This is a genomic window from Sphingopyxis witflariensis (assembly GCF_002205635.1).
GTDB classification, from domain to species: domain Bacteria; phylum Pseudomonadota; class Alphaproteobacteria; order Sphingomonadales; family Sphingomonadaceae; genus Sphingopyxis; species Sphingopyxis witflariensis.
The window spans coordinates 52,167-74,336 of record NZ_NISJ01000011.1 but is presented as its reverse complement, the minus strand read 5'-3'; the positions used below and the strand labels follow the sequence as shown (position 1 = coordinate 74,336).

The 22,170-nt window shown below is 63.2% G+C and carries 20 protein-coding genes; 12 read left to right on the top strand and 8 right to left on the bottom strand.

Annotation, left to right across the window (positions count from 1 at the left end; all coding sequences use genetic code 11):
• Nucleotides 1–2 precede the first annotated feature (2 nt).
• On the bottom strand, nucleotides 3–797 hold the full coding sequence (locus CDQ91_RS17170) for an SDR family NAD(P)-dependent oxidoreductase (protein ID WP_088473921.1): 795 nt from the start codon (nucleotides 795–797) through the stop codon (nucleotides 3–5).
• Between the two features lie 155 nt (nucleotides 798–952).
• Between CDQ91_RS17170 and CDQ91_RS17165 the strand changes: the two genes are divergently transcribed.
• Complete coding sequence (locus CDQ91_RS17165) at nucleotides 953–1,729, top strand: SDR family NAD(P)-dependent oxidoreductase (RefSeq protein WP_088473920.1); 777 nt, start codon at nucleotides 953–955, stop codon at nucleotides 1,727–1,729.
• Nucleotides 1,730–1,757: 28 nt separating this feature from the next.
• Here CDQ91_RS17165 and CDQ91_RS17160 read toward each other — a convergent pair whose 3' ends face one another.
• On the bottom strand, nucleotides 1,758–2,687 hold the full coding sequence (locus CDQ91_RS17160) for an alpha/beta hydrolase (RefSeq protein ID WP_088473919.1): 930 nt from the start codon (nucleotides 2,685–2,687) through the stop codon (nucleotides 1,758–1,760).
• Between the two features lie 49 nt (nucleotides 2,688–2,736).
• Here CDQ91_RS17160 and CDQ91_RS17155 point away from each other — a divergent pair, with 49 nt between their 5' ends.
• A complete protein-coding gene (locus CDQ91_RS17155; protein WP_237246028.1) occupies nucleotides 2,737–3,873 on the top strand; it encodes a helix-turn-helix transcriptional regulator in 1,137 nt (378 codons plus the stop codon).
• A gap of 41 nt (nucleotides 3,874–3,914) precedes the next feature.
• Here the strand turns inward: CDQ91_RS17155 and CDQ91_RS17150 are convergent, their stop codons facing one another.
• Nucleotides 3,915–4,679 (bottom strand): SDR family NAD(P)-dependent oxidoreductase, encoded by a 765-nt coding sequence (locus CDQ91_RS17150; RefSeq protein ID WP_237246027.1) that lies wholly within the window; start codon nucleotides 4,677–4,679, stop codon nucleotides 3,915–3,917.
• Nucleotides 4,680–4,815: 136 nt separating this feature from the next.
• On the opposite strand from CDQ91_RS17150, the gene CDQ91_RS17145 reads away from it, so the two are divergent.
• The 8 genes from CDQ91_RS17145 (at nucleotide 4,816) to CDQ91_RS17110 (ending at nucleotide 12,519) form a co-directional block, all read left to right on the top strand.
• Nucleotides 4,816–5,814 carry a quinone oxidoreductase family protein gene (locus tag CDQ91_RS17145; RefSeq protein ID WP_201791913.1) on the top strand — a complete coding sequence of 333 codons (999 nt, stop codon included), beginning with the start codon at nucleotides 4,816–4,818 and terminating at the stop codon, nucleotides 5,812–5,814.
• Nucleotides 5,801–6,166 carry a hypothetical protein gene (locus CDQ91_RS17140; RefSeq protein WP_237246026.1) on the top strand — a complete coding sequence of 122 codons (366 nt, stop codon included), beginning with the start codon at nucleotides 5,801–5,803 and terminating at the stop codon, nucleotides 6,164–6,166. The genes CDQ91_RS17145 and CDQ91_RS17140 overlap by 14 nt, the downstream gene beginning before the upstream one ends.
• Complete coding sequence (locus tag CDQ91_RS17135) at nucleotides 6,159–6,791, top strand: Dabb family protein (protein WP_088473916.1); 633 nt, start codon at nucleotides 6,159–6,161, stop codon at nucleotides 6,789–6,791. Before CDQ91_RS17140 ends, CDQ91_RS17135 begins: the two co-directional genes overlap by 8 nt.
• 57 nt (nucleotides 6,792–6,848) lie before the next feature.
• The gene (locus CDQ91_RS17130; RefSeq protein ID WP_088473915.1) at nucleotides 6,849–7,652 is read left to right on the top strand and encodes a helix-turn-helix domain-containing protein; all 804 of its coding nucleotides are present in this window, start codon (nucleotides 6,849–6,851) and stop codon (nucleotides 7,650–7,652) included.
• A gap of 96 nt (nucleotides 7,653–7,748) precedes the next feature.
• Nucleotides 7,749–9,167 (top strand): cytochrome P450, encoded by a 1,419-nt coding sequence (locus CDQ91_RS17125; RefSeq protein WP_088473914.1) that lies wholly within the window; start codon nucleotides 7,749–7,751, stop codon nucleotides 9,165–9,167.
• Nucleotides 9,167–9,502 (top strand): 2Fe-2S iron-sulfur cluster-binding protein, encoded by a 336-nt coding sequence (locus CDQ91_RS17120; protein WP_088473913.1) that lies wholly within the window; start codon nucleotides 9,167–9,169, stop codon nucleotides 9,500–9,502. The genes CDQ91_RS17125 and CDQ91_RS17120 overlap by 1 nt, the downstream gene beginning before the upstream one ends.
• 188 nt (nucleotides 9,503–9,690) lie before the next feature.
• Entirely contained in the window at nucleotides 9,691–11,397 is a 1,707-nt protein-coding gene (locus tag CDQ91_RS17115) for a TonB-dependent receptor (RefSeq protein WP_158213713.1), read from the top strand.
• Nucleotides 11,348–12,519, top strand: a protein-coding gene (locus tag CDQ91_RS17110; protein ID WP_088470872.1) for an IS3 family transposase whose coding sequence is annotated in 2 segments (ribosomal slippage) — nucleotides 11,348–11,612 and nucleotides 11,612–12,519 — 1,173 coding nt in all. Because the reading frame shifts where the segments join, the coding sequence is not laid out codon by codon here. The genes CDQ91_RS17115 and CDQ91_RS17110 overlap by 50 nt, the downstream gene beginning before the upstream one ends.
• A 447-nt stretch (nucleotides 12,520–12,966) precedes the next feature.
• Here the strand turns inward: CDQ91_RS17110 and pgl are convergent.
• Nucleotides 12,967–13,677 (bottom strand): 6-phosphogluconolactonase, encoded by a 711-nt coding sequence (pgl, locus tag CDQ91_RS17105; RefSeq protein WP_088473911.1) that lies wholly within the window; start codon nucleotides 13,675–13,677, stop codon nucleotides 12,967–12,969.
• Nucleotides 13,678–13,828: 151 nt separating this feature from the next.
• On the bottom strand, nucleotides 13,829–14,509 hold the full coding sequence (locus CDQ91_RS17100) for a CerR family C-terminal domain-containing protein (RefSeq protein WP_088473910.1): 681 nt from the start codon (nucleotides 14,507–14,509) through the stop codon (nucleotides 13,829–13,831).
• 84 nt (nucleotides 14,510–14,593) lie between these two features.
• Here CDQ91_RS17100 and CDQ91_RS17095 point away from each other — a divergent pair, with 84 nt between their 5' ends.
• Nucleotides 14,594–15,940, top strand: a complete 1,347-nt coding sequence (locus CDQ91_RS17095) for an oxygenase MpaB family protein (RefSeq protein WP_201791912.1) — start codon at nucleotides 14,594–14,596, stop codon at nucleotides 15,938–15,940.
• A gap of 29 nt (nucleotides 15,941–15,969) precedes the next feature.
• Here the strand turns inward: CDQ91_RS17095 and CDQ91_RS17090 are convergent, their stop codons facing one another.
• Nucleotides 15,970–16,926 (bottom strand): Coq4 family protein, encoded by a 957-nt coding sequence (locus tag CDQ91_RS17090; protein WP_158213712.1) that lies wholly within the window; start codon nucleotides 16,924–16,926, stop codon nucleotides 15,970–15,972.
• A gap of 96 nt (nucleotides 16,927–17,022) precedes the next feature.
• Here CDQ91_RS17090 and CDQ91_RS17085 point away from each other — a divergent pair, with 96 nt between their 5' ends.
• Entirely contained in the window at nucleotides 17,023–17,664 is a 642-nt protein-coding gene (locus CDQ91_RS17085) for a TetR/AcrR family transcriptional regulator (protein WP_088473907.1), read from the top strand.
• A gap of 177 nt (nucleotides 17,665–17,841) precedes the next feature.
• Here CDQ91_RS17085 and CDQ91_RS17080 read toward each other — a convergent pair whose 3' ends face one another.
• Both CDQ91_RS17080 and CDQ91_RS17075 read right to left on the bottom strand, forming a co-directional pair.
• Complete coding sequence (locus tag CDQ91_RS17080; protein ID WP_088473906.1) at nucleotides 17,842–19,281, bottom strand: MFS transporter; 1,440 nt, start codon at nucleotides 19,279–19,281, stop codon at nucleotides 17,842–17,844.
• 9 nt (nucleotides 19,282–19,290) lie between these two features.
• Nucleotides 19,291–21,810 (bottom strand): TonB-dependent receptor, encoded by a 2,520-nt coding sequence (locus tag CDQ91_RS17075; RefSeq protein WP_088473905.1) that lies wholly within the window; start codon nucleotides 21,808–21,810, stop codon nucleotides 19,291–19,293.
• Between the last annotated feature and the right edge of the window lie 360 nt (nucleotides 21,811–22,170).

Sequence of the window (22,170 nt, the reverse complement as noted above, 5' to 3'; positions counted from 1 at the left end):
CTTTACAGCGATCCGGTCAGGCTGTCGGGCGACCCCGGCAGCATGGTCTGATAATAGCCCGCCGACCAGCCGCCATCGACCGCGAGTTCGGCACCGCTGATATAGCTGGCCTCGTCCGACGCGATGAACAGGGTCGCGCGCGCAATTTCCTCGGGTTCGCCGATGCGCTGCAAGGGCACGCGCTCATAGCCGACGTTGAGTGCGTCGCCGGTCAGGCCGCCGGGGTTGCCCATTTGCGTGTTCACGCCGCCGGGGTGGACGGTGCAGACGCGGATGCCGCGCGGGCCGAGTTCGAGCGCGAGCGACTTCGACAGCCCGCGCACCGCCCATTTGCTGGGGGTGTAAGCCGACAGGCCGTTGCAACCGCGCAGCCCGTCGACCGACGAGATGTTGACGATGACACCGCGGCCGACCTTCATCATCTCACGCGCCGCATATTTGGCGCCGAGCATCGTTCCCATCACATTGATCGCCAGTACCCGCTCGATATCCTCGGCGGGCATCGCCTCGATCGGGCTGAAATGGACGACTGCGGCATTGTTGACCAATATGTCGAGCTTGCCGAAGCGCTGGATCGCGGCGGCGACTGCGGCTTCCCATTCACCGTCCGATCGCACGTCGAGTTTGTGGAAGATGGCGGCATCGCCGATCTCGGCCGCGAGTGCCTGGCCCTTGTCTTCGATCACGTCACACAGCACGACCTTGGCGCCTTCGGCGGCGAACAGCCGCGCGGTTGCCGCGCCCATACCCTGTGCTGCGCCAGTGATGATTGCGACCTTGTCTGCCAGTCTATTCATGGGATTTCCTTACTTTCAGTCTGTGGTGTCGCCGATGATCGGCGTTAAGAAATATATGTTTTGCGTTGAATAATGTGTAAATTAAAACGCATTTGCATATTTTATTGCAAAAATGATAACGTCATACAAGAATTTCCAGATCCAGGAGAGTGGCCATGACCGATCAAGCACAATTTCCCGAAGGCGCGACGCTGATTTTCGGCGCAACGGGCGGCATTGGCGCGGCGGTCGCGGGCGAATTTGCTGCGGCGGGGAGCGATGTTGCGATCATGTGGCGCTCGAAACAGGCGGAGGCCGAGGTGCTGGCCAAGGCCATCGAGGCGAAGGGGCGCAAGGCGAGCCTGCACCAGTGTGACGTTGCCGATGATATGGCGCTGGCCAGTGCGATCGCCGACGCCATTGCTGCGCATGGGCGCATCCACACGATGCTGTGGGGCGCCGGGCCGCTCGTCGCGCAGGTTCATCTCGCCGATACGACGCCCGAACAATGGCGCCGCGCGATCGACGTCGAGGTTCATGGCTTTTTCAACGCCACGCGGCACCTCGTCCCGCATATGCGGGAACAGGGCGGCGGCTCGTTCGTCCATCTGGGGTCGGCGGGCGCGCTGCGCTGGCCCGACAAGGATGGCCTGTCGGTCGCGCCCAAGGCGGCGAACGAAGCGCTGGTGAAGGGGCTTGCGCGCGAAGAGGGCAAGCATGGCATCCGCGCCAACTCCATCCTCGTCGGGGTGATCGAGGCGGGCATGTTTCTTGAGCTGTCGAAACAGGGCGTGTTCGACGACGCCTGGACGACCGAGGTTCACAAGAATCTTGCGCTCAAGCGGTGGGGTCGTCCCGAGGAAATTGGTCATGCCGCTGTCTTTCTTGCCTCATCGAAAGCCGCCTATATCACCGGGCAGCAGATTGCGGTTGCGGGCGGTTACGGGGTCTGACGCCAGCGCTCAGACCCCGGTCACCCGACTACGCGGCTGGGGTCATCCCGAAGGCGGCGCGCAGGTTCCGCGCAGCGGTGCCCACCGCGACGTCGGCCTGCGGCAACATGCCGAGCATGCTGGCAAAGCCGTGGATCACGCCGGGAACATGATCGTGCGTCACCGCGACACCATCGGCCTTCAGCCGCGCGGCATAGGCGGCGCCTTCGTCGCGCAGCGGATCAAATTCGGCGGTGATGACGGTCGCCGATGGCAGGCCCGCGAGGCTGTCGGCGCGGATCGGTGCCGAGAGTGCATCGACCGCCTGATCTCCCAGATACTGAGCCCAGAACCACTGCATCATCTCGCTGCTCAGCATATAGCCGGTCGCGTTTTCGGCATAGGAGGCGCGGGTGAAATCATTGTCGATGACGGGGTAGAGGAGCAGTTGATGGGCAATCGGGGGACCGCCCGCATCGCGCGTTGCAAGGCACAGCGCGGCGGACAAATTGCCGCCCGCGCTGTCGCCGCCGACCGCGATCCGGTTGGCGTCGATGCCGAGCGTGTCGGCCTGGGCGGCCGCCGCGACGATGGCGGCGCGGACGGTGTCGAGGGCGGTCGGATAGCGATGTTCGGGCGAGCGCGGATAGTCGATCGAGAGCACCGCAATCTCGGCCGCCGCAGCGATCGCGCGGCACAGCGGATCATGCGTCTCGATCGTCCCGAACACCCAGCCGCCGCCGTGGAGGAAAACCAGCAGCGGCAACATCGTGCCGGGCTGGGGATGATAGAGGCGTGCGGCGACCGGCCCTGCGCTGGTGTCGAGCGTCACGTCGCGGACCTCGGCGACCTCGGCCTTGGGCACCGGCATCGGCTGTTCGTCGCCCAGCCGCAGCGCGGTGACGTCGAACGGCGGGTTCATGTGCGGCAGCGCGCTCATCATATCGAGCAACGGTGCGAGTGCGGGATCAATGGGCATGGCAAAGCCTTTCTGTTTGTGAGATGGGATGCGCGGAAATGAGAGGGCGGTGGTGAGACAAAGCGGCACAACCGCAGAATTTTCGAAGCTGCTGACCGACCTGTTCGGCGGTTTGCTCGCCGACGTGCCGTGGGAAGACTTCCTGCGCCGCCTCGCGCTCTATCTCGACGGCAGCTATGCGACGCTGATCCTGACGATGCCGGGTACCGGCAAGCCCGGAACCATCGTGACCCCCGACGCCGATCCGCAAACCAGCGAAGATTATGCCGAAAGCTACTTCGCCAGCGATCCCTTTCAGGGACTGCCCGAAGGTCAGGTGACGTCCTTCACCGATTTCGTCCAGGGCGCGGCGCGTGTGAGCGATTTCTGGCGCGATTTCCTCGAAGCCGCGGGCGGCGACCAGATACTTGGCGTCGATCTGCGTTTCGACAGCGGGTTCGAGGCGCGGCTGCGCGTGATGCGCGACAATAGTCGTAGCGATTTCGGCAGTGCCGAACGCGATGCCTTGCAGGAAATCGTCCCGCATCTGCGCGATGCGATCCGCCTGTTCGAACGGCTGCAAGCCTCGGGCGCAGAGGATGGCGTCTATCGCGGCGTCGTCGAGCAAATGGGGGTCGCGGCGATCATCCTCGACCATGACGGCAAGGTGATGCGCGCCAATGCGGTCGCCGAAAGGCTGCTCGCCGCGGCCGATGGCCTGACGCTCGCGGGCGGACGGCTGCGCCTCGCGGCGGGTGACGCGCACCGTACGCTCGAAAAATTGCTCAAATTGCTCAAGGGGCAGGCCGATCCTGCTGCGTCGCCGCCGCAGCGCTTTCGTATCGAGCGGCCCTCGGGCGAGCGCGATCTGGGCGTCGTCGCCAAGGCGGTGACGACCCCGGCGTTCATGCGCGGTGGCAAGGGCGCCGCGCTGGCCTTGTTCATCAGCGACCCTGGACAGGATGCCGCGCCCGATCCCGCGGCGATCCGCGACCTGTTCCAGCTGACGCGGATGGAGGCGATACTGGCGGCGGCGCTGGCCGGCGGTGGCTCGCTGGTCGAGGCCGCCGACCGGCTGGGCATCGCGCACAACACCGCGCGCACGCATTTGCGGTCGATCTTCGCCAAGACCGGCGCGCGCCGGCAGTCGCAACTTGTGCACCTGATCCATGCCGGAATGACCGAGCTTAGCGGTTCGGGCGCCTAGCCCGGCATCGCCATCGCCGCCCTTGAGGAACGGCGCCGGGATCACTGCGGCATCGGCGGATAGGAGGCGAGGAAGCCGGCGTCGGCGATAATTTCCTGCCCATTGATCGCGCCCGACCGGGGGCTCGCCAGAAACAGCGCGATTTCGGCGATATGCTGCGGCTGCATCGTCCCCGCATAGCCCGGGACCTCAAGTGCATCGGGGACCTGCAGCGGCGGCTGTTCGGTCACGCCGAGAATCGCGGTGGCGACCGGACCGGGACAGATGGCGTTGACGCGCAGTCCGCGCGCGGCAAAGGCCTGCGAACTTGACCTCACGAGCCCGATTACGCCATGCTTGGCGGCGCTATAGGCGGCGGCGACCGCGAGGCCGGTGACGCCCGAGGTCGAGGCGGTCACCACCGCCGCGCCGCCGGGTTCGAGCGCGGGCAGCACCGCCTGCAGCCCCATCCATGCGCCCTTCAGGTTGATCGCGACCATCGTGTCAAAGGTCGCGGCGTCGGCTTCGGCAAAGCCGGTTTGGGCATAGGCTCCGGCATTCAGGAATGCCGCATCGATCCGCCCATACTCGCTCTTGGCCAGCGCGACCATCGCCGCATTGTCGGCCTCGCTCGCGACGTCGCATCGGACAGCGCACGCGCGGCCGCCCTTGGCGCGAATCTCCGCGGCGATCGTTTCGGCGCCGACTTCGTTGAGGTCGGCGATAACCACTGCCGCGCCCTCTTCAGCAAAGCGCAGCGCTGCCGCGACGCCGATTCCCGATGCGCCGCCGGTTACCAGCGCGACCTTGCCTGCGAACATACCCATGTCGATCCTCTCCCTATCTTTTGTTGGGACCTCGGTAGCACCGGCGGCAACGGGCGAATTGATCCAATTGGAGGAGGTGGGAGGATGAGCGCGCGTCCTAAGCTCGCGCACGAACCGCAATGGCGGAGAGGGAAAAATGACGATGCGCGCGATGGTGATCAATGCGTTCGGTGGCCCCGAACAGCTTGTCTGGGGCGATCTGCCTATGCCCGAACCCGGTGCCGGCGAAGTGCTGGTCCGGGTCGCCTGCGCGGGGGTCAATCCCGCCGACTGGAAAACGCGCGTCGGCAAATTGTCGGCCTATATCGATTATCATTTTCCGTTCGTGCTCGGTTTCGACCTGTCCGGCATTGTCGAGGCGGTGGGGAAGGGCCTCGACGCCTTAGCACCCGGCGACCGCGTTTTCGGCATGTCCAAACAGGGGCAGGGCCGCGATGGTTCCTATGCCGAATATTGCATCGCCGACGCGGCTTTTCTCACTCCCCTGCCAACCGGATGGAGTTTCGCACAGGCGGCGGCGCTGCCGGTTGCGGGGACGACGGCTTATGGCGGTATGGTCGACGTCGGCGATTTGCAGGTCGGGCAGAGCGTTCTCGTCAACGGCGGGGCGGGCGGCGTCGGCAGCATCGCCATTCAGGTCGCGCATGCGCTCGGCGCGCGCGTTGCCGCGACCTGCGGCCCGGACAATATGTCTTATGTCCGGGGTTTCGGGGCCGACCATGCGATCGACTATCGCGCTGGCGATGTTGCGCAGGCGGTGCGTAAATGGGCGCCCGACGGGGTCGATCTTGTCCTCGACGCGGTCGGGCTCGATAGCTTGCTGCCGTCGGCGCTCGACATCGTCGCGCCGGGCGGCCGCTATGTCGAGATCGCGACGCTGATATCGCAAGCGAGCGTCGAGGACGTCGCGCACGCGGCGGCGAACGGGGTGAGCATCCTGTCCAACATGGACGCGGTCATGCGCCTTCCGCAGCATCTCGGCGGACTGGCCGCGCTTTGTGCCGCCGGCGGGGTGAAACCGCCCGCAATCGAGATCATGCCGCTCGCCGAAGCCGGCGAGGCGCATCGCCGCATCGAAGGCCAGCATGTCCGCGGCAAAATCATCCTGGAGGTAGCGTCCCATGACGACTGGTGACACGGCGGTAACGCCTATGGTCCATGCGATCGACGAAATTGTGGCACAGCCGGGAGAGGGCAAGGCGCTGCTCGACGATTATCTGGCGCACTACGCCCTTGGCGCGCGGGCGCGAGGGATGAAGCTCGAACAGATATTGGTCAGCCCGCCGATGTGGCTCGATGATCAGTCTAACACGCTGACCTTTCGCTGGTCGCTCGCTGGTGCCGGAGCCTGGTGGCAGATGCGCTTTGTCGGCGGCAATGACCCCGATGTCGCCGCCTGGTGGGCGGAGGTCGATGTGCGGGCGGTCAGCCGCCGCCGTTTCTTCGCGTCCGAACCTGCCGATATCGAAGGGCTGTGCGATGTATAAGCTGACCCGGCTTGTCACTTTGGCCGATCCCGCAAGCGCACCGGCGTTGGCCGACGATATCCGTGCGCTGGCCGCGGCGTATTCCGTTTCTCGCCAGCTCGTCGCGCCCACGCTTCCCGGCAGCCATTTTGGTGGCGATCTGATCGCGCATTTCGCGTTTGACGATGCGGCGCAATGTGCCGCTTTCGACACAGCGCTTGCGCCGCTGCTCGCGGTTCCGACGGTCGTATCGGTCGATGGTGTCGCCTATCAGAGCGGGGCGGGCGGGCGGTCTGACCCCGGGCTTGCCAACGGCGTTTACCGCGTGTTGCTGCTCAGCGTCGACGAAGGCACCGATCCCGCGCTGGTCGAGCGCTTCGAAGCCGAGACGCGGATGATGCCGCATTATATTCCCGCCATTCGCAACTGGCAGCTCAGCCGCTTCGACACGGCGACGGGCGCGCGCCGCTGGACGCATGTCTGGGAACAGGAATATGCCGACGCCGCCGGGTTGATGGGCCCCTATATGATGCATCCCTATCATTGGGCGCGGATCGACCGCTGGTTCGACCCTGAATGTCCTGACCATATTGTCGATGCGCGGCTCTGCCACAGTTTCTGCGCGATGCAGGCATCCGTCCTATAATCGCATGGCGCCGACATCGATCCGCAGGCATGGTGGTGGTGACGAAAGGTGGCCCAAATGACGGCGGCGGAGCGATTGCACACGCAGAGCATCTATCTGGTCGAGGCGCTGAAGCGCGTGCTCAAGGAGCGCGGGCTGACCTATGCCGACGTCGCGGCGGCGCTGGGCATAAGCCACGCCAGCGTTCGGCGTACCTTTGCGCAGCGCAGCTTCACGCTCGCGCGGATCGACGAGATTTGCGAGCTGGTTGGCATCAATTTTCTGGAGCTCGCGCGGCTTGCCGACGCGGCGCAGCCCGCGATGCCCGATATGCTGACCGACGCGCAGGAACAGGCGCTGGTTGATGAGCCGCTGGCGCTTTTCTGTTTCCACCTCGCGCTCGGCGGCTGGACCGTTGACCGGATCGAGGCCGATTACGGGATCGACCAGACGATGCTGGTCCCCGCGCTGCTCAAGCTCGAACGCATCGGGCTGATCCAGCTGCTTCCCGGCAACGTCATCCGCCTGTTGACCGCGCGCAGCATCAGCTGGCGGCGCGGCGGGCCGATGCGGCGTTTCTTTGACCGGCGCGTGAAGGAGGAGTTCCTCCAATATGATTTTTCGACCGCGGGTTCGATCTGGGAGTTTGAGATTGGCGAGCTGTCCGACGCCTCGCGCGTCCTGCTCGAGCGGCGGCTGACCAGCCTGTTCCGCGAAGTACGCGATCTGATCGCGCGCGACGCGCTGCTGCCACCCAGCGTCAAGACCAACGTCGGGCTGTTGATCGCATCGACCCCGATCCCGCTACCGATGGTCGCCCGCGATGTCGGATCGGGTTCGCTTGGTACCGATAGTCGTTCTAGGCGATCCTTTAAGGATTAAAATTCGCTACAGCCGTGCGATCCCCTCGGCGCCGCGACACGATCGCGCAATATCCGTCGCAATCGGTCCTGAAGCCGATACGAGAGGAGATATAGGATGATGGCAATCGCGATGAAGCCGCCAGCGATGAGCGGCGGCATTCCGTTCCTTGGCCATCTGACGAACTTTTTCAAAGACCCCGTCGGATTGCTGCGCAAGGGTTATGAGGATCATGGCTCGATCTATTCCTTCCGCATGGCCGGACGGAATATGGTTGTGATGCTGGGGCCGGACAACAACCGCTTCGTCTTCCAGGAAACCGACAAATTGCTGTCGATCCGCGAATCGATGCCCTTCTTCCACAAGATGTTCTCGCCGAACTTCTACTCCTTCGCCGAGATGGAGGAATATCTGAACCAGCGCGCGGTGATCATGCCGCGCTTCAAGGCTTCGGCGATGAAGCAATATGTGCCTTTGATGGCCGAGGAGGCGATGGCGCTTGTTCATCGGCTCGGCGACAGCGGTGAATTTGATCTCATTTCGACGCTGGGCCCGGTGGTCATGGACATCGCCGCGCACAGCTTCATGGGCCGCGATTTCAAGCAAAAGCTGGGCCATGAATTTTTCGAGCTGTTCCGCGATTTTTCGGGCGGCATGGAATTCGTCCTGCCGCTGTGGCTTCCGACCAGGAAGATGCGCCGCAGCCAGGCCGCGAAGAAAAAGCTCCACCGCATCCTCGGCGACTGGATCCAGCAGCGCCGCGCCAATCCGGTGGAACCCGCCGATTTCTTTCAGGACATGGTCGCCTCAACCTATCCCGACGGCCGACCGATCCCCGACGAACTGATCATCCATATGATCCTGCTCCTCGTCTGGGCGGGGCATGAAACCACCGCCGGGCAGGTCAGCTGGGCGATGATCGATATCCTCCAGAACCGCGACTATCAGGACGTGTTGCGCAGCGAGATCGAGAATCTGTTGGGCTCGGCGTCGGGCGCCGATCTCAGCTGGGAACAGGCGATCGCGATGCAGAAGATGGATCTGGCGCTGCGCGAGACCGAAAGGTTGCACCCGGTGGCCTTCACGATGATCCGCAAGGCAGCCGCCGACTTCGAGCGCGATGGCTATCAGGTCCGCGAAGGCGACTGGATCCTGCTCGCCCCGTCGGTCACCCACCGGATGAGCGAGATTTTCGACCGGCCCGATGACTATGATCCCGAGCGGTTCAACACCGAACGGGCCGACGTCAAAGTCGAATCGAACAGCCTGATTGGCTTTGGCGGCGGCATGCACCGCTGCGCCGGGGTCAATTTCGCGCGGATGGAAATGAAGGTGCTGATCGCCATCCTGCTCCAGCGCTATGACATGGAATTGATCGATACCCCGCGGCCGATCGCTGGGGCGGGAACTTACTGGCCCGAACAACCCTGCCGGGTGCGTTACAAGCGCCGTACGATCGCGGCGCGCGCGCCGGCCGATGTGGGCGCGCTCGCGGAGGCGGCGGGATGCCCGGCGCATGCGAAGGGCCAGAACTGATGGCGCGCGTCACCTATGTTCAGCCTGACGGCAGCGAGCGGACCTGCACCAATTTCGAGGGGATGGCTGTGATGCACCTCGCCATCGCCAATCTTGTCGACGGAATCGACGCGCTGTGCGGCGGCGTCCGCCAATGCGCGACCTGCCACGTCTTCGTCGACGATGCCTGGAGCGCACGGGTCGGACCGCCGGGACCGGAAGAGGGAGAGATGCTCGACGCGCTCGCCGATTTTATCGAGGTCAAGCCGACCAGTCGCCTGAGCTGCCAGATTCATATCACCGAGGAGCTCGACGGGCTGCGCGTCCATATTCCCAAAGAACAGCCGGGGATTTGAAGCGGTTACGGAAATGGAAGGGGATGGCGTTGCCGTCCCCTCTTGCTGATTGCCGTCCCTCCTGACGGCCGCCTGCGCCTTATTGGCTGATTGCGTAGTTATTTGTTGCAATAAATACGCATGATGTGATTTTTTGACAAAAAATATCACATAATACGCAGAAAATGGCAAAGTGGAGGGATGGACTAATGAAGCTACGCACCTATCATCGCGCGCAAATCGCAGCCGTTGCGTTGATCGCACCCTGGATGACCGGCGCCGCACAGGCGCAGCAGGCCGAGCAGGCCGAGGGCACCGCGTCCGAAGGGCTTCGTGAAATCATCGTCACGGCGCAAAAACGTGCGGAGAATGTTCAGGACACCCCGCTCGCGATCACCGCGATCGACGCACAGGCGATCGAACAGCGTGGCATCACCAGCGTGGCGTCGCTCAGTGGCGCGGCGCCCAACCTTGTTATCGCCGAAACCCCGGCGGCGACGGCCAATCCTTCGATTTCGATCCGCGGCATCGTCGACAACGACCCGATTCTGACCGCCGATCCGGCCGTGGGGCTCTATGTCGACGGCGTGATCGTCGGGCGTTCGGCGGGCGCGCTGTTCGACATGATGGACCTCGAGCGCGTCGAGGTTCTGCGCGGGCCGCAGGGCACGCTCTATGGCCGCAACACGACGGGCGGCGCGGTCAATTTGATCTCGGCCAAGCCCGCGAAGGATTTCGGCGCGCGCCTGCAGGTCGGCTATGGCAGCTTCGACGAAATGACGGTGAAGGCGCTGCTCGACACCGGCGTGCTGGGCGATACCGGGCTGGCGCTGAAGCTCGGCTATTTCCATAGCCAACGCGACGGCACGGTCGACAATCTGCTCGAGCCATCCAACAAGCGCGATCCGGGGGCCCGCAACACCGACGCGGTTCGCGCCGCGATCCGCTTCGATCGCGGCACGGGTTTTACCGCCGACTATGTCTATGATTATAGCGACCGCAACGGCCGGGCGAACGCCTTTCAGTTGCGCGCTATCCGCCCTGACATTCTCGACTATATCAGCTTCTCGCCGGCCTTCGGCGGCACCGCGCCGCAGGTCTCGTCCGAGAGATTGTCGGAGGTCCGGCTCGATCGCGACGGCAATGTGAGCGACAGGGTGAAGGGACATGCGCTGACCCTCAACCTTGAAATCGGCGACGCGACCTTGCGCTCGATCACCGGCTTTCGCCAGTGGGACAACAAGATCGACGGGTCCGATCTCGACGGCAATGGCGGCTTGCTTGGCGTCGTCGCCGTCCCGACCTTTGGCGTTGCGCCGATCGACCTGTTCCACACCAGCAACGAACGCCATCAAAAGCAATTCTCGCAGGAGCTCAACCTGATCGGCTCGATCGGCGATGAATTTGAATATGTCGTCGGCGCCTATTATTTCCGCGAGCGCGCGACCGAAGTCAATCCGCAGGGCTTCACGGCGATCCTGCCGGTGGGCGCCGTCATCCCCGGAGCCACGACACTGCCGATCGGGCCGGGGATCACGCTGAACAGCATCGGGCTCAACCTCGAAACGCTCCTGGCTTATCGCCACGTCTCGCGCTCGGCCGCGGCGTTCAGCCAGCTGACCTGGAAACCCGGCGGGCTCGACAACCGGCTGAGCGTCACCGGCGGCATCCGCTATACTGAGGACAAGAAGCATCTGATCCAGACATCGCCGACACCGCCCGCGCCGCGCGAACTGACGCGCAAATTCACGCGCCTGAACTGGCTCGCCAATATCAGCTATCAATGGACTGACGACATCATGATGATCTGCCCCCTTCTGAGTGGTCCAAAATTGATGATATTTTGGATTACGAAGGAGATTATGAATGCCGAGCAAGAAGCATCGCCCGGAAGAGATTATTGGCAAGCTGCGTGAAGCGGAGGTTGTGCTGGCGCAGGGCGCCACGACGGCTGAAGCGTGTCGCCGGATCGCGGTCAGCGAGCAGACCTATTATCGGTGGCGCAAGGAATATGGCGGCCTGAAAACCGACCAGGCGCGTCGGATGAAGGACCTGGAGAAGGAGAATCTTCGGCTTCGGCGTGCGATATCCGACCTCACTTTGGACAAGCTGATATTGCAGGAAGCTGCCCGGGGAAACTTCTGAGCCCCGCGCGCCGAAGGCGCTGTATCGACCACATCAGAACGATGATTCCGGTGTCCGAGCGGCGGCTCTGCCGCGTACTCGGGCAGCACCGATCGACACAGCGCAAGGCGCCCCGCGGGGCAGATGACGAAGCGGCTCTTACCGAGGATATCATTGCGCTGGCGCGGCAATATGGTCGTTATGGCTATCGCCGGGTGACGGCGTTGCTGCGCGATGCGGGGTGGCATGTGAACCGCAAGCGAGTCGAGCGCATCTGGCGACGCGAGGGGCTGAAGGTGCCGCAAAGACAACCGAAACGCGGGCGGCTCTGGCTGAATGACGGATCGTGCATCCGGCTTCGGCCAGAGTATCCCGGCCATGTCTGGTCCTACGACTTCGTCGAGGGCCGCACCCACGATGGTCGCAAATATCGTATCCTGTCGATCATCGACGAGGCGAGCCGGGAGTGCATGGCGTTGCCCGTGGCGCGTAAACTCAAGAGCGACGACGTGCTGGCGGCGCTGGCCGAACTGTTCGTCACGCGCGGGCCACCAGCGCATATCAGGTCTGACAATGGGCCGGAGTTTATTGCCACGGCAGTGCAGGAATGGCTGGCGAAGGTCGGTGTGAAGACGCTCTACATCACGCCCGGATCGCCCTGGGAGAATGGCTATTGCGAAAGCTTCAACGGATCGCTGCGCGATGAACTGCTCAACGGCGAAATCTTCTACTCGCTCGCCGAGGCCCGGATCCTGATCGAGGCCTGGCGGCGACATTACAACACCGTCCGGCCGCACAGCTCGCTGGGATATCGGCCACCGGCGCCGGAGGCCGTTCCCTCGCCAGTGTTGCCCTCCGGTTCCGCTTCGCTCCACCTACGGCCAACACTGGCGAGGGAGGCGTCAATGCACTAACAATCCACCCGGACCACTCGGTGGGGGCCGGTCACGGTGGCGCTGAGCGCTCGGGATAGCAGGATTGCGGAAACGATAAGCGCCAGGAGCCCGCCACTCCGGGCGGCCACTTTCGATCCAAAGGCGGGAACGAGCCTTTGATGCGATGCCGAAATGTAAAACAGGAGCGCGCCGGCCAATGCAAGGACGGCGCCACCCGGAAGTTGCAGCAGCACGGCGTTCCCCTTCGAATGACCGGCGCCTAGTGGCACGGACCACTAACTAATGCAACGCATTCGCATTTCCGGATGTGGGGACGGGAATTTGGCCCGGTTGCGCGAGCCCCGTTTGAAGCTCATCTGCAACCGGTGGCCGGCGCGCAAAGCCGCCTGTTCACGATCTGCGCCCAAAAGCGGGCGGTCCGCAAACGGTCCTAATTTGCCCTGAGCGTTACCGCGCCGTCAGCCTTCACCCTGGCGCCCAATGGATATCGACGGGCAGCTCTGTACCAGCCAATGCGCGCCCTATGGGATAGGCCGAGGTCCGCCCCTGCTTGATGGCGGTCTCGATCACAGCGCGCTTTTCGTCGCCCCGCACGGCGATTATCAGGGCGCGCGCTTCGGTGATCGCAGCAAGGCTGAGGGTGACGCGTGGAACCGGTGCATCGCCAGGCATGGGATCCGGCATCACGCCCAGCGCCCGGGTATCTTTTGGGCCATTTACGGCTTCGTCGAAATCGGGGCCTGGGAAAATCGAGGCTGTATGTCCGTCATTTCCTACCCCGAGGAGGCATAGATCGAGCGGCCAATGCAGATCGCGCATCAGTGCGTCAGCAGAACGTCCAGCCGCCTTATAGTCCGCGATCGCGTTCGGAACGATCGGCATGACGCGCGCGCCTTTGGGCAAGAAATATTTGGCGAGGACCGTCACGTTGCTGAGCGGGTCGCCCAGCGGCACGATGCGTTCATCTCCGGGGATGATCGTCACGCGCTTCCAGTCCAATTTCGCAGACGACAGCTTTTCGTATATGGGTACGGGCGTCTTCCCGCCAGCGAGCGCGATCACCGCGGCACCGCGCGCCTCGATCGCGCTTTCGATGATGAAGCCGATATCGCCTGCTACTGCTGCCGCCATCTCCGCCGCGTCATCATATTCCCACCATTCGACTTCGTCGCTCACATGATTTTCCTTGAACAAAATTGTTTAACGCCAGTGCTGGGCCGGCACTTCTTTCTGGTTCAGTGCCGACAAAACGCCGGGTGTGCAGCCATTATCTCACACTGCGCAGCCTGTCTGCCACTTCCGATTGCACCGCGCTTGCCAAAAGCCGTCAATTTCCTCGTCCAAGGGAATCGATCTGCCCCTCCAGTGCGGCGATGACGAGCGCGGTGTAATCGGCTTTGCCTGACGTGCGTGCGACCACGGGAAGCCCTGAGAGGAAGCCCGTCAGGCTCGATATCATCAGGATCGCACGCACCTGCGCCTCGGTTTCTGCCAGTTGCCCGTTCGCCGTCTGGATGATCAGATTGGTGGCAAGCTCGATCCCCGGGCGCCAAAGCTCGGCATAGAGAATTTCGAAGGCAGGGCCGGGGCTCGCGATCTCGCGCTGGACGAACAGCGACGGATTTTGCGCTTCGGGTGCCGCGAGAAGGAAGCGGGCGAGCGCCGCGAACAGACGCTTGAGCAGGGTGCGAGCTTCATCGGGCGTCAGCGGTCCGCAGAGCGCCGCATAAGATACTTCGGCCACCGCACCCATGCCTTCGCGATAGCGCGCGACGATCGCGTGCGCACAGGCAAGATAGAGGCCGCGCTTGTTCCCGAAATAATAGGTGAGGGCGGGCAGGTTTACGCCCGCTTCCTTTGCGATTTGCCGCGTCGTGACGCTGGCGAAGCCGCTGTTGCCAAAGGCGGTCAGCGCAACGTCGAGGATGCGCGTGCGCGTCTCCTCGCCCTTGCGATAGCCGTCGGCGGCGGTGCGGAGCGGAGTGATCGGGGTTGTCGTGCGGGCCATCGGCAAGGGCTTCGTCCGTTTCGCTTGAATTTATATCAACTGATATATATGAGGGGCGCCATCTCGTCGAGAGGGAGATGGACATTGATGACACGTGCGGCGCTCGACAATCTTTGGGCCAGGGTGGAATCGCAACGCGAACGCGTGCCCGCTATGTATGGGAAGGTCGATTTTCGCGCCATCCCCGAACGCTTTACCGCGACGCCGGGCGATGCGACCGCTCTGTCGGGGAAATATGATCGCGACCGCGATGCGCTGCTCGCGGACGCCGACCGGGTCGAGTTCATCCGTGCCTATACGATGATCGGCGATGTCACCGCGGACGCCTATGCTGCCCTGATGCGCGAACATGGCTTTCGTGCGCTGGTCGATATGCTGACCAACGCCTGCGACCATGGTGTCGAGAATGTGCCGGGCGCACCGCCCGAGCTCGTCGCCTTCATCAAGGATATGGAGCGTATTCCCGACTGGCTCGACATGAAGCTGGTCGAGGAGGGCGCGCGGGTCGATCGCAATGCGGCGGCGAACCTTGGCCCTTTCATCATCCGCGGCGCCTTCATCGCGACCTTCATGAACAAATATGCCGCGCTGCCGATGGCGGTCACCGGCACGCTGTCGAGTCAGACGGCTGGGCGGCGCGTCAAGGATACCGCGACCTTCTTCACCACCTCGGTGCTGCCCGGCGCGCTGGAGCGCTTTGGTCCCGGCTTCAAATCGGCGGCGATGGTCCGGCTGATGCATTCGATGGTGCGCGCGAACGTGCTGCGGCGACCGAAGGACTGGGACATGGGCGTCTATGGCATCCCCATTCCGCAGGTCGACCAGATGCCCGCGGGGCTGATTTCGGTCTTCCTTCTGTCATACAAGATGATCGAGGAGGGGCGTACCCAGTTCACGCCGCGCGAACGCGCGATGGTCGAACTTGCGCGCTATCGCTGCTTCCTGCTCGGCCTGCCCGAGGAACTGCTTGCCGATACGCCGCAGGGCATCGTCAACCTGATGAACGCCCGCAGCGGCACATTGCGCAGCGGCTATGACGACAGCACCTGCGGCGAATTGCTGCGCGCGACGATGGCGGCCGATCTGAGACCGGATGACTCGCGGGGCGCACGCGTCCATGAGATCTTCGAGCTGGCTTTTGCCAAACTGTTCTTCGTCAAAAGCTTCATGGGCGGCGACAAGGCAAAGGCGGCGTCGATCGGCGTGAAGCTGACCTCGGGCGATGTCGCGCTCGCGGCGGTCGCGGGACTGTTTATCTATGCCCGGATGCGCCTCTACGCACTCGCGGCCTATATTCCCGGAGTGCGCGGCATTGCCGACCGCCGGTTGGTCGCGAAGCTCAAGGCGCAGCTCGTCAGCTATGGCCACGCCGAATTCACCACCGACGCCGCGCAATATCGCCCGTCGGCAGCCCCCGTTCCGGCCGAGTGATGCGAGGCGCCCACCGGGGCGCCCCCAACTCACACCGCGGGCGTGAAGGCTTCCATCATCCGCACCGCGTCGCTGTCGATCGGCTGAATGTTCAGGTCTGCGCGAATGCGACTGATCGGATCGGCGATGCGTTGGTGCCAGGGAACCGCGATCAGTTCCTTGGTGGCGCGGCCGTGCCGCCAGCCGTCGAACATCACGGTCAGCAATATGTCGATCAGTTCCGGCGCATCGACCGCGGCCTTGGTTGCCACCGTCGCCAGAAAACGCGTCGAGTAATTCTGGCCGAACTGCGCCATCTGAAAACCCGAAATCGCGACTTCGCCTGCAGGCGTGAAGCCATAGCCGCCGACGAGATGCCAGATATCGTGAAGCTGGAGGATGCGGCGGTTGGTGCGGTTTTGCGCCGGATAGTCGCCGGGCAGGACGACGGTGTCGGCGTCGATCACCTCAATGTCATAGCCATTGGCGTTGAGCATCGACAGCAGATCCTTGGCGAGGCTGTCGGTCGCATGGCTTTCGAGATCGGCGGTGGTCAACCGCACCTCGGGCTGGGCGATGAGGTCGTGGACCCCGTCGAATTCAAGCAGTGCGGCCTCGCAGCCATCGATCATCCGCTGGTCATAATGATGGCCGAGCGCGACGACGGCCAGCGTCAGGTCGAGTTCGCCATCCTCTGTCGACCGTGGTCGCTCAATGATGGTCCAGAACGCGTCCCACAAGGCGCGCGGCAGCGCGATGCGCGGCTTGCCGTCGATCACCCATGGCAAAGCCGCTGTGATCTGCGCGGCGCGCTCGGCGCCGTCGCTGGTCGCTGCGGTGGCCGCCGCGATGGCGTCGAAGATCGGCACCTGCGCGACGGGATCGACAAAGGCTGCGGTCGTCATCAGCGCGGCGAGCCCCAGTGCCGGCTCCTCCGCCAGCGGTGGCCGACCCGTTTCGACCCATTTTTCAAACTCGTTTCGCATCGACACGTCGATCATGGCCATAGCCTCCCTGTTCATCTCTTTCGAGATTGCACTATAAGAATAGAATGATCAACTTATATAGCTGGCGCTTCGCGCTGCAATGATTATAATCCGGGCATGAGCGAAGCATCCAAAGTCAGTTTTCCAAGGCGAACCGCGGCGAAAGCGCGGACGCGCCAGCGTATCGAAGAGGCCGCACGGCGGCTGTTCGTGACGCTCGGCTATGGCGATGCGACGATGGCGGCGATTGCCGATGCGGCCGACATCCACATCACTACCCTGTTCACCCATTTTGCGTCGAAGCGCGAACTCGCCGCCGCGATCGCGGTCCGGGCAGGGGAGCGTTTCGGAGAGGTCGTTACGATGCAGCGCGCGCAAGGCGTGCCGGTGCTGTCCTTCTGGCGTAATCAGGTCGCGCGGATCGCGCACGCCTATGAACGCGATGGGGATGGTCAGATCAACCTCGGGCGCGCACTCGCCGGAGAGCCCGAGCTCTTGCCGGTATGGTATGGGCATCAGCGGCTTCAGATCGATTTGATGACCGACTATATTGCCGACGAGCTTGGCATCGACCCGGCGAAAGATCGCCGCGCGCAAATGGCCGCCGCGATGCTGGTCGCGGGCGGCCGCATGGCGTTCGACAGCTGGATGGAGAGCGGCAGGGCAGGCGATCTGGTCGCCGAGAATGAGCGGCTGCTCGACGCCGCCGAGGCGCTACTCGCTGGCGGCTTGCCGCTGATCCGGCGTGAGGCGCTTTAAAACAGTCTCCGACCCTATGAACCATTCGCCCTGAGCTTGTCGAAGGGCCGTTCTTTCTTTCCGCGACAAAAGAGAAAAGAGGGGTGCTTCGACAAGCTCGGCACGAACGGATTTGGAACGGTTCTGATTTCGCGCCCGACGCGTGAAAAGAGCACCTGACAACGCCAACCCACCCCATCACTCCGCCGCCGCCTCGCCCAGCTGCCGGATATTCTCCAGATGGCGCGACCGGCTGATCGGATAATAGGCGAGGCAGATGATCGCGATGATGGTCGCGATCGACAGCACTCCCATATAGATGCTCGCCAGCCCGCGCAGCGTGTCGGCGGTGACATGGCCGGGCTGTGCATTCTCAGGGAATTTGACAAAGGCCAGCAAGAGGCCCGCGAGCATGATCCCCATGCCCGATATCGCCTTGTTGACCATCGTGGCGGCGGAAAACAACAGCCCTTCGGAACGGCGGCCGGTCTCGAGCTGGATCTGGTCGGTCACGTCGGCGACCATTGACACCGCGAGGATTCCGCCCGCGATCGTCGTCATCATCCCGAAGGCGAGCTGCCCCATCAACAGCCAGATCAGCAGCGGATCGCCGTTGACCGGGAACAGGCCCGTCAGGCGCAGGATCAACGGCGTCACGCTCGACAGCAGCGACAGGCCGAACATCAGCATCGCCGATGGCTTTTTACCGAAGCGCGCCGACAGCGGCAGCACCACGACGAAGGCGAGGATGATGCCGACAATGCTGCTCGATGCCACGGTGGCGATCTGAGTGGCGCTCAATTCCCAGAAATAGGTCGAGAAATAGACCGCGAGCGACATGTTGAGCCCCGACGCCACCGCGAAGAACAGGCTCGCGAGCAGGATCGAGATATAGGCCGGATGCACCAATATCCCCAGCATCTCGCGCAGCATCTGCCCGACCGGAAGCTTGACGGCCGGCGGTGGCGGCGGACGTTTCAGTACCTCCTTTTGTGTGCCAAGGGAGGAGATCAGCACCGACACCAACATGATCGCTGCCGCCACCCACGCATAGGTGACATATCCGCCGACGTTGAGATGCCCGACGGGCTGCGTCGGGGTCGGTTGCAGGAAATAGCCGAAGGTCACGACCGTCATCCCGATGCCGCCGCACACGCCAAAGAAATAGCGCGCGGCGACCAGCTTGGTGCGCTCGTCATAGTCGCTGGTGAATTCGGCGAGCAGCGCGGTCGACGGGATTTCATAGAGACTGATCGAAAAGCGCACGATGATCGCGGTGACGACCAGCCACCCAAATTGCGCGCCGTGCGGCATTTCGGGCGGCATCCAGAGCAGCAGATAAGAGGCCGCGATCGGCAGCGCCGCCGCATACATGAAGGGGTGGCGCCGCCCCCAGCGCGTCCGTACATTGTCCGAATATTGCCCCAGCAACGGATCGAACAGCGCATCGGCGATCATCGCGATCATGATCGCCGACCCCACCCACGCAGCGGGAAGCCCTACGACCTGATTGTAGAACAGCATCAACAGCGCGTTGAAGCCCTGATCCTTGACGCCGAAGGCGATCGTGCCGGATCCATAGAGAAGCCGCGTCGAAAGCGGCAGCGCACCGGCGGGACGCGAGGGGGAGTTTGCCACCCGCCGCGCCTATCGGAACCGATATTCGATCTGGACGCCATAGGTTCGCGGCGGCGTTAGCGAATAGCTTTGCGCGACCGCCAGCGTCGGCGACGAGGCGAGCAGATTGCCCAGCGCGCTGTCATAGCCGGTGCTGTCGAACAGATTCTTTACATAGGCGATGACGCGGTAGCGGTCGTCGCGACCCGACCAGATCGCGCGCAGGTCGACCTGATCCCACGACGGCATGCGGTTATAATCGCGATTGAAGATGTTGCTGTACGCCGAACTGCGCCAGACATAATTGCCCGACAGCGAGAAGGTGCCCGGCTCGAACGCGATGCTGTACATCGCGTTCAGCGCGATCTTGTGGCGCGGCGTGTCGGACAGGCGTGCGCCGTCGACGCTTTGCGGTTGCTGGATGCCGACGGCTGGGCCCGATGGCTGTGCGCCCGGCTGGATCGCGAGCGGATCCTGACCGTCGACAAAGCAGCATCCGTCGTCGATCCGCGAATGGCCAAAGCCATAGTTGAACGACAGTTGCAGTGGATTCACCGGTTGCCAAGCCACCTCGACCTCGGCGCCATAGCTTTTTGACTTGGCGAGGTTGAAGAATTGGGTGAGCTGCGCGCCGCCCGGTTGCGAGACGGTCAGCGGCACCTGAAGCCCCTGATAGTCATAATAGAAGCCCGCCAGATTGACGCGCAGCTGCTTGCCGATCGTATGCTTGTACCCGGCTTCGAAGGCGTCGATATGCTCGGCCCCGGTCTGCGGCAGCGCCGAAATGCCCCCGGCGTTGAAACCGCCCGATTTATAGCCGCGGCTGTAGCGCAGGAAAGCCAGCTGATCCTCGGTCGGTTGCCATTCGACCGCGACGGTGCCGGTCACCGCATCCCAGCTGTTCGCCAGACCGCGGCGCGCGATGCCCGTCGCCGGATCGATCGTGACGGGCGAGGCGATACCCGGCGCGGCCGCGAGCGAGATTTGCGACGCGGTGATGTCGAACGCAGGCGTAAACGAGCCCGCGAGATCGGGGGTGAAACCCGGGACGCAGCCGAGGCAGACGATACGGAAAAATTCGTCGCCGCTCTTCTTGTCGTGCGTGTAGCGCAGTCCACCGGTCAGCCGCAGCGTGTCGGTGATCCGGTAATCGACCTGGCCGAACACGGCGGCGGATTTGGTGGTCAGCGTCGACGCGGCATAGACGAAATCGCCGAGCGGGTTGGCCGGGCCATTGATCGGCGCGCGAAGCTGCAACTGGTTGGGCGCGTTGAAGTGCGATTCCTGCGCCAGCTTTTCCTGATAATAATAGACGCCGGCGACCCATTGGAACGGCCCGTCGGTGTTGGACGTTAGGTTGAGTTCGCCGCTGCCAAAGCTTTTCTTGTTGTGCAGGCCAAGCTGCGTTGACGGAAAGACGGTGAGCGGCGGGAGACCGACGGAGGCCGACGGAAAATCATAGGAAATCACGCTGGTGCCATCGAGCTCGTAGATGTTGTCGATGCGATATTTCTGATAGCCGCCAAGCAGGCGGACGTCGAAGCCCGGCAGGCTCCATTTAATGTCGCCGGCAGCACCGAAATTGCCGCGCATCTTTTCGGTCTGCGTCGTGTCGGCGCTGAAATGCCTGATGTTGGTCGCGCCCGGCGTTAGCGGGCTGGGATCGAGCGCGACGACCCCCGGGATCAGATAGCCAAAGCCCGCGCCCGGGGTGATCGACCCGGTGGGGTAGGGGGCGAAATCATAGGCGCCGATCCGGTTGAGATTGCGCGGATTGAGGTCGGTGCTGCCGGTGAAGACCTTCGCCCATGCGACGATATCGGGGCCGAGATCGGCCTCCAGCTGGAGCTCCACATAACGGCGCTTGCCGCGGCCGCCTTCGCTGACTCCGCCCGCGTCATTCTTGAAATAGCCGCGGTTCTGGTTGGAGAAAGCCCCCGCCAGCCGCGAACGCAGCCCGTTGGTCAGCTCCCCTGAAACCGCGGCTTCCACCGTGTAGAGGCCGTAGTTGCCGACGGTGCCGCGCAAATCGGCTTGAAACTCGTCGGTCGGCCGTTTGGAAATGGCGTTGATCGCACCGCCGATCGAATTGCGCCCGTACAGCGTGCCTTGCGGGCCGCGCAGCACTTCGATGCGCTCGATGAAGAAATCGGACGCGGCGATCGAACTGGTCGACGCATCGTAAATGCCATCGGTATAGGTCGAGACACCGGGATCGCTGCCATTGGTGTTGGTCTGGCGTCCGATGCCGCGAATGAAAACGCGGTCATTGCTCGCCGAATAGCTGAGCCCCGGGGTGAAATTCGCAACATCCTGAAGCGTGGTGATGCCGGCAAGTTGGCGGGCATCGGCGGTATAGGCCGATATGGCCAGCGGCACATCCTGCAAATTGACGCTGCGTTTTTCCGCGGTGACGACGATTTCGGCGAGGCCCGAAGCCCCCTCCGTGGCTGCGGTTTGATCCGCCGCCGGTGCCGTCCCTTGCGTCTGCGCTGCAACCGGCATCGCAATGAATGCGACGCTCGCAAACATCCAAGAATTATTTCGCATACCACGCCTCTCCCGCCGCCAGCGATCCTGCTGGTCGATTATTGGCGCGATGGGCCCGCTGATACGGATCCCACGCTATTTACAGCGAAATGCCCTCACAGCATCCCCCCGGAGACATTGTTATCGGTGTTTTATATATTAGTCTATAACCATATATTGAACATGCGTCATTTGCGGGAAAATCCATGTCATTCTGGTGCATTTGCGCGGGTTTTCAAGGATTGACGACGCCATCCTATCCCTCTGGCAAGCGGGGAGAGTTGGTCCGCGCGGCTCCAGATCTTCCCTACATTGCAATTATAAGATTGATTTTTCTATGACGATAGAATCAACTGTGAATCGACGGGCGCCACGATGAAG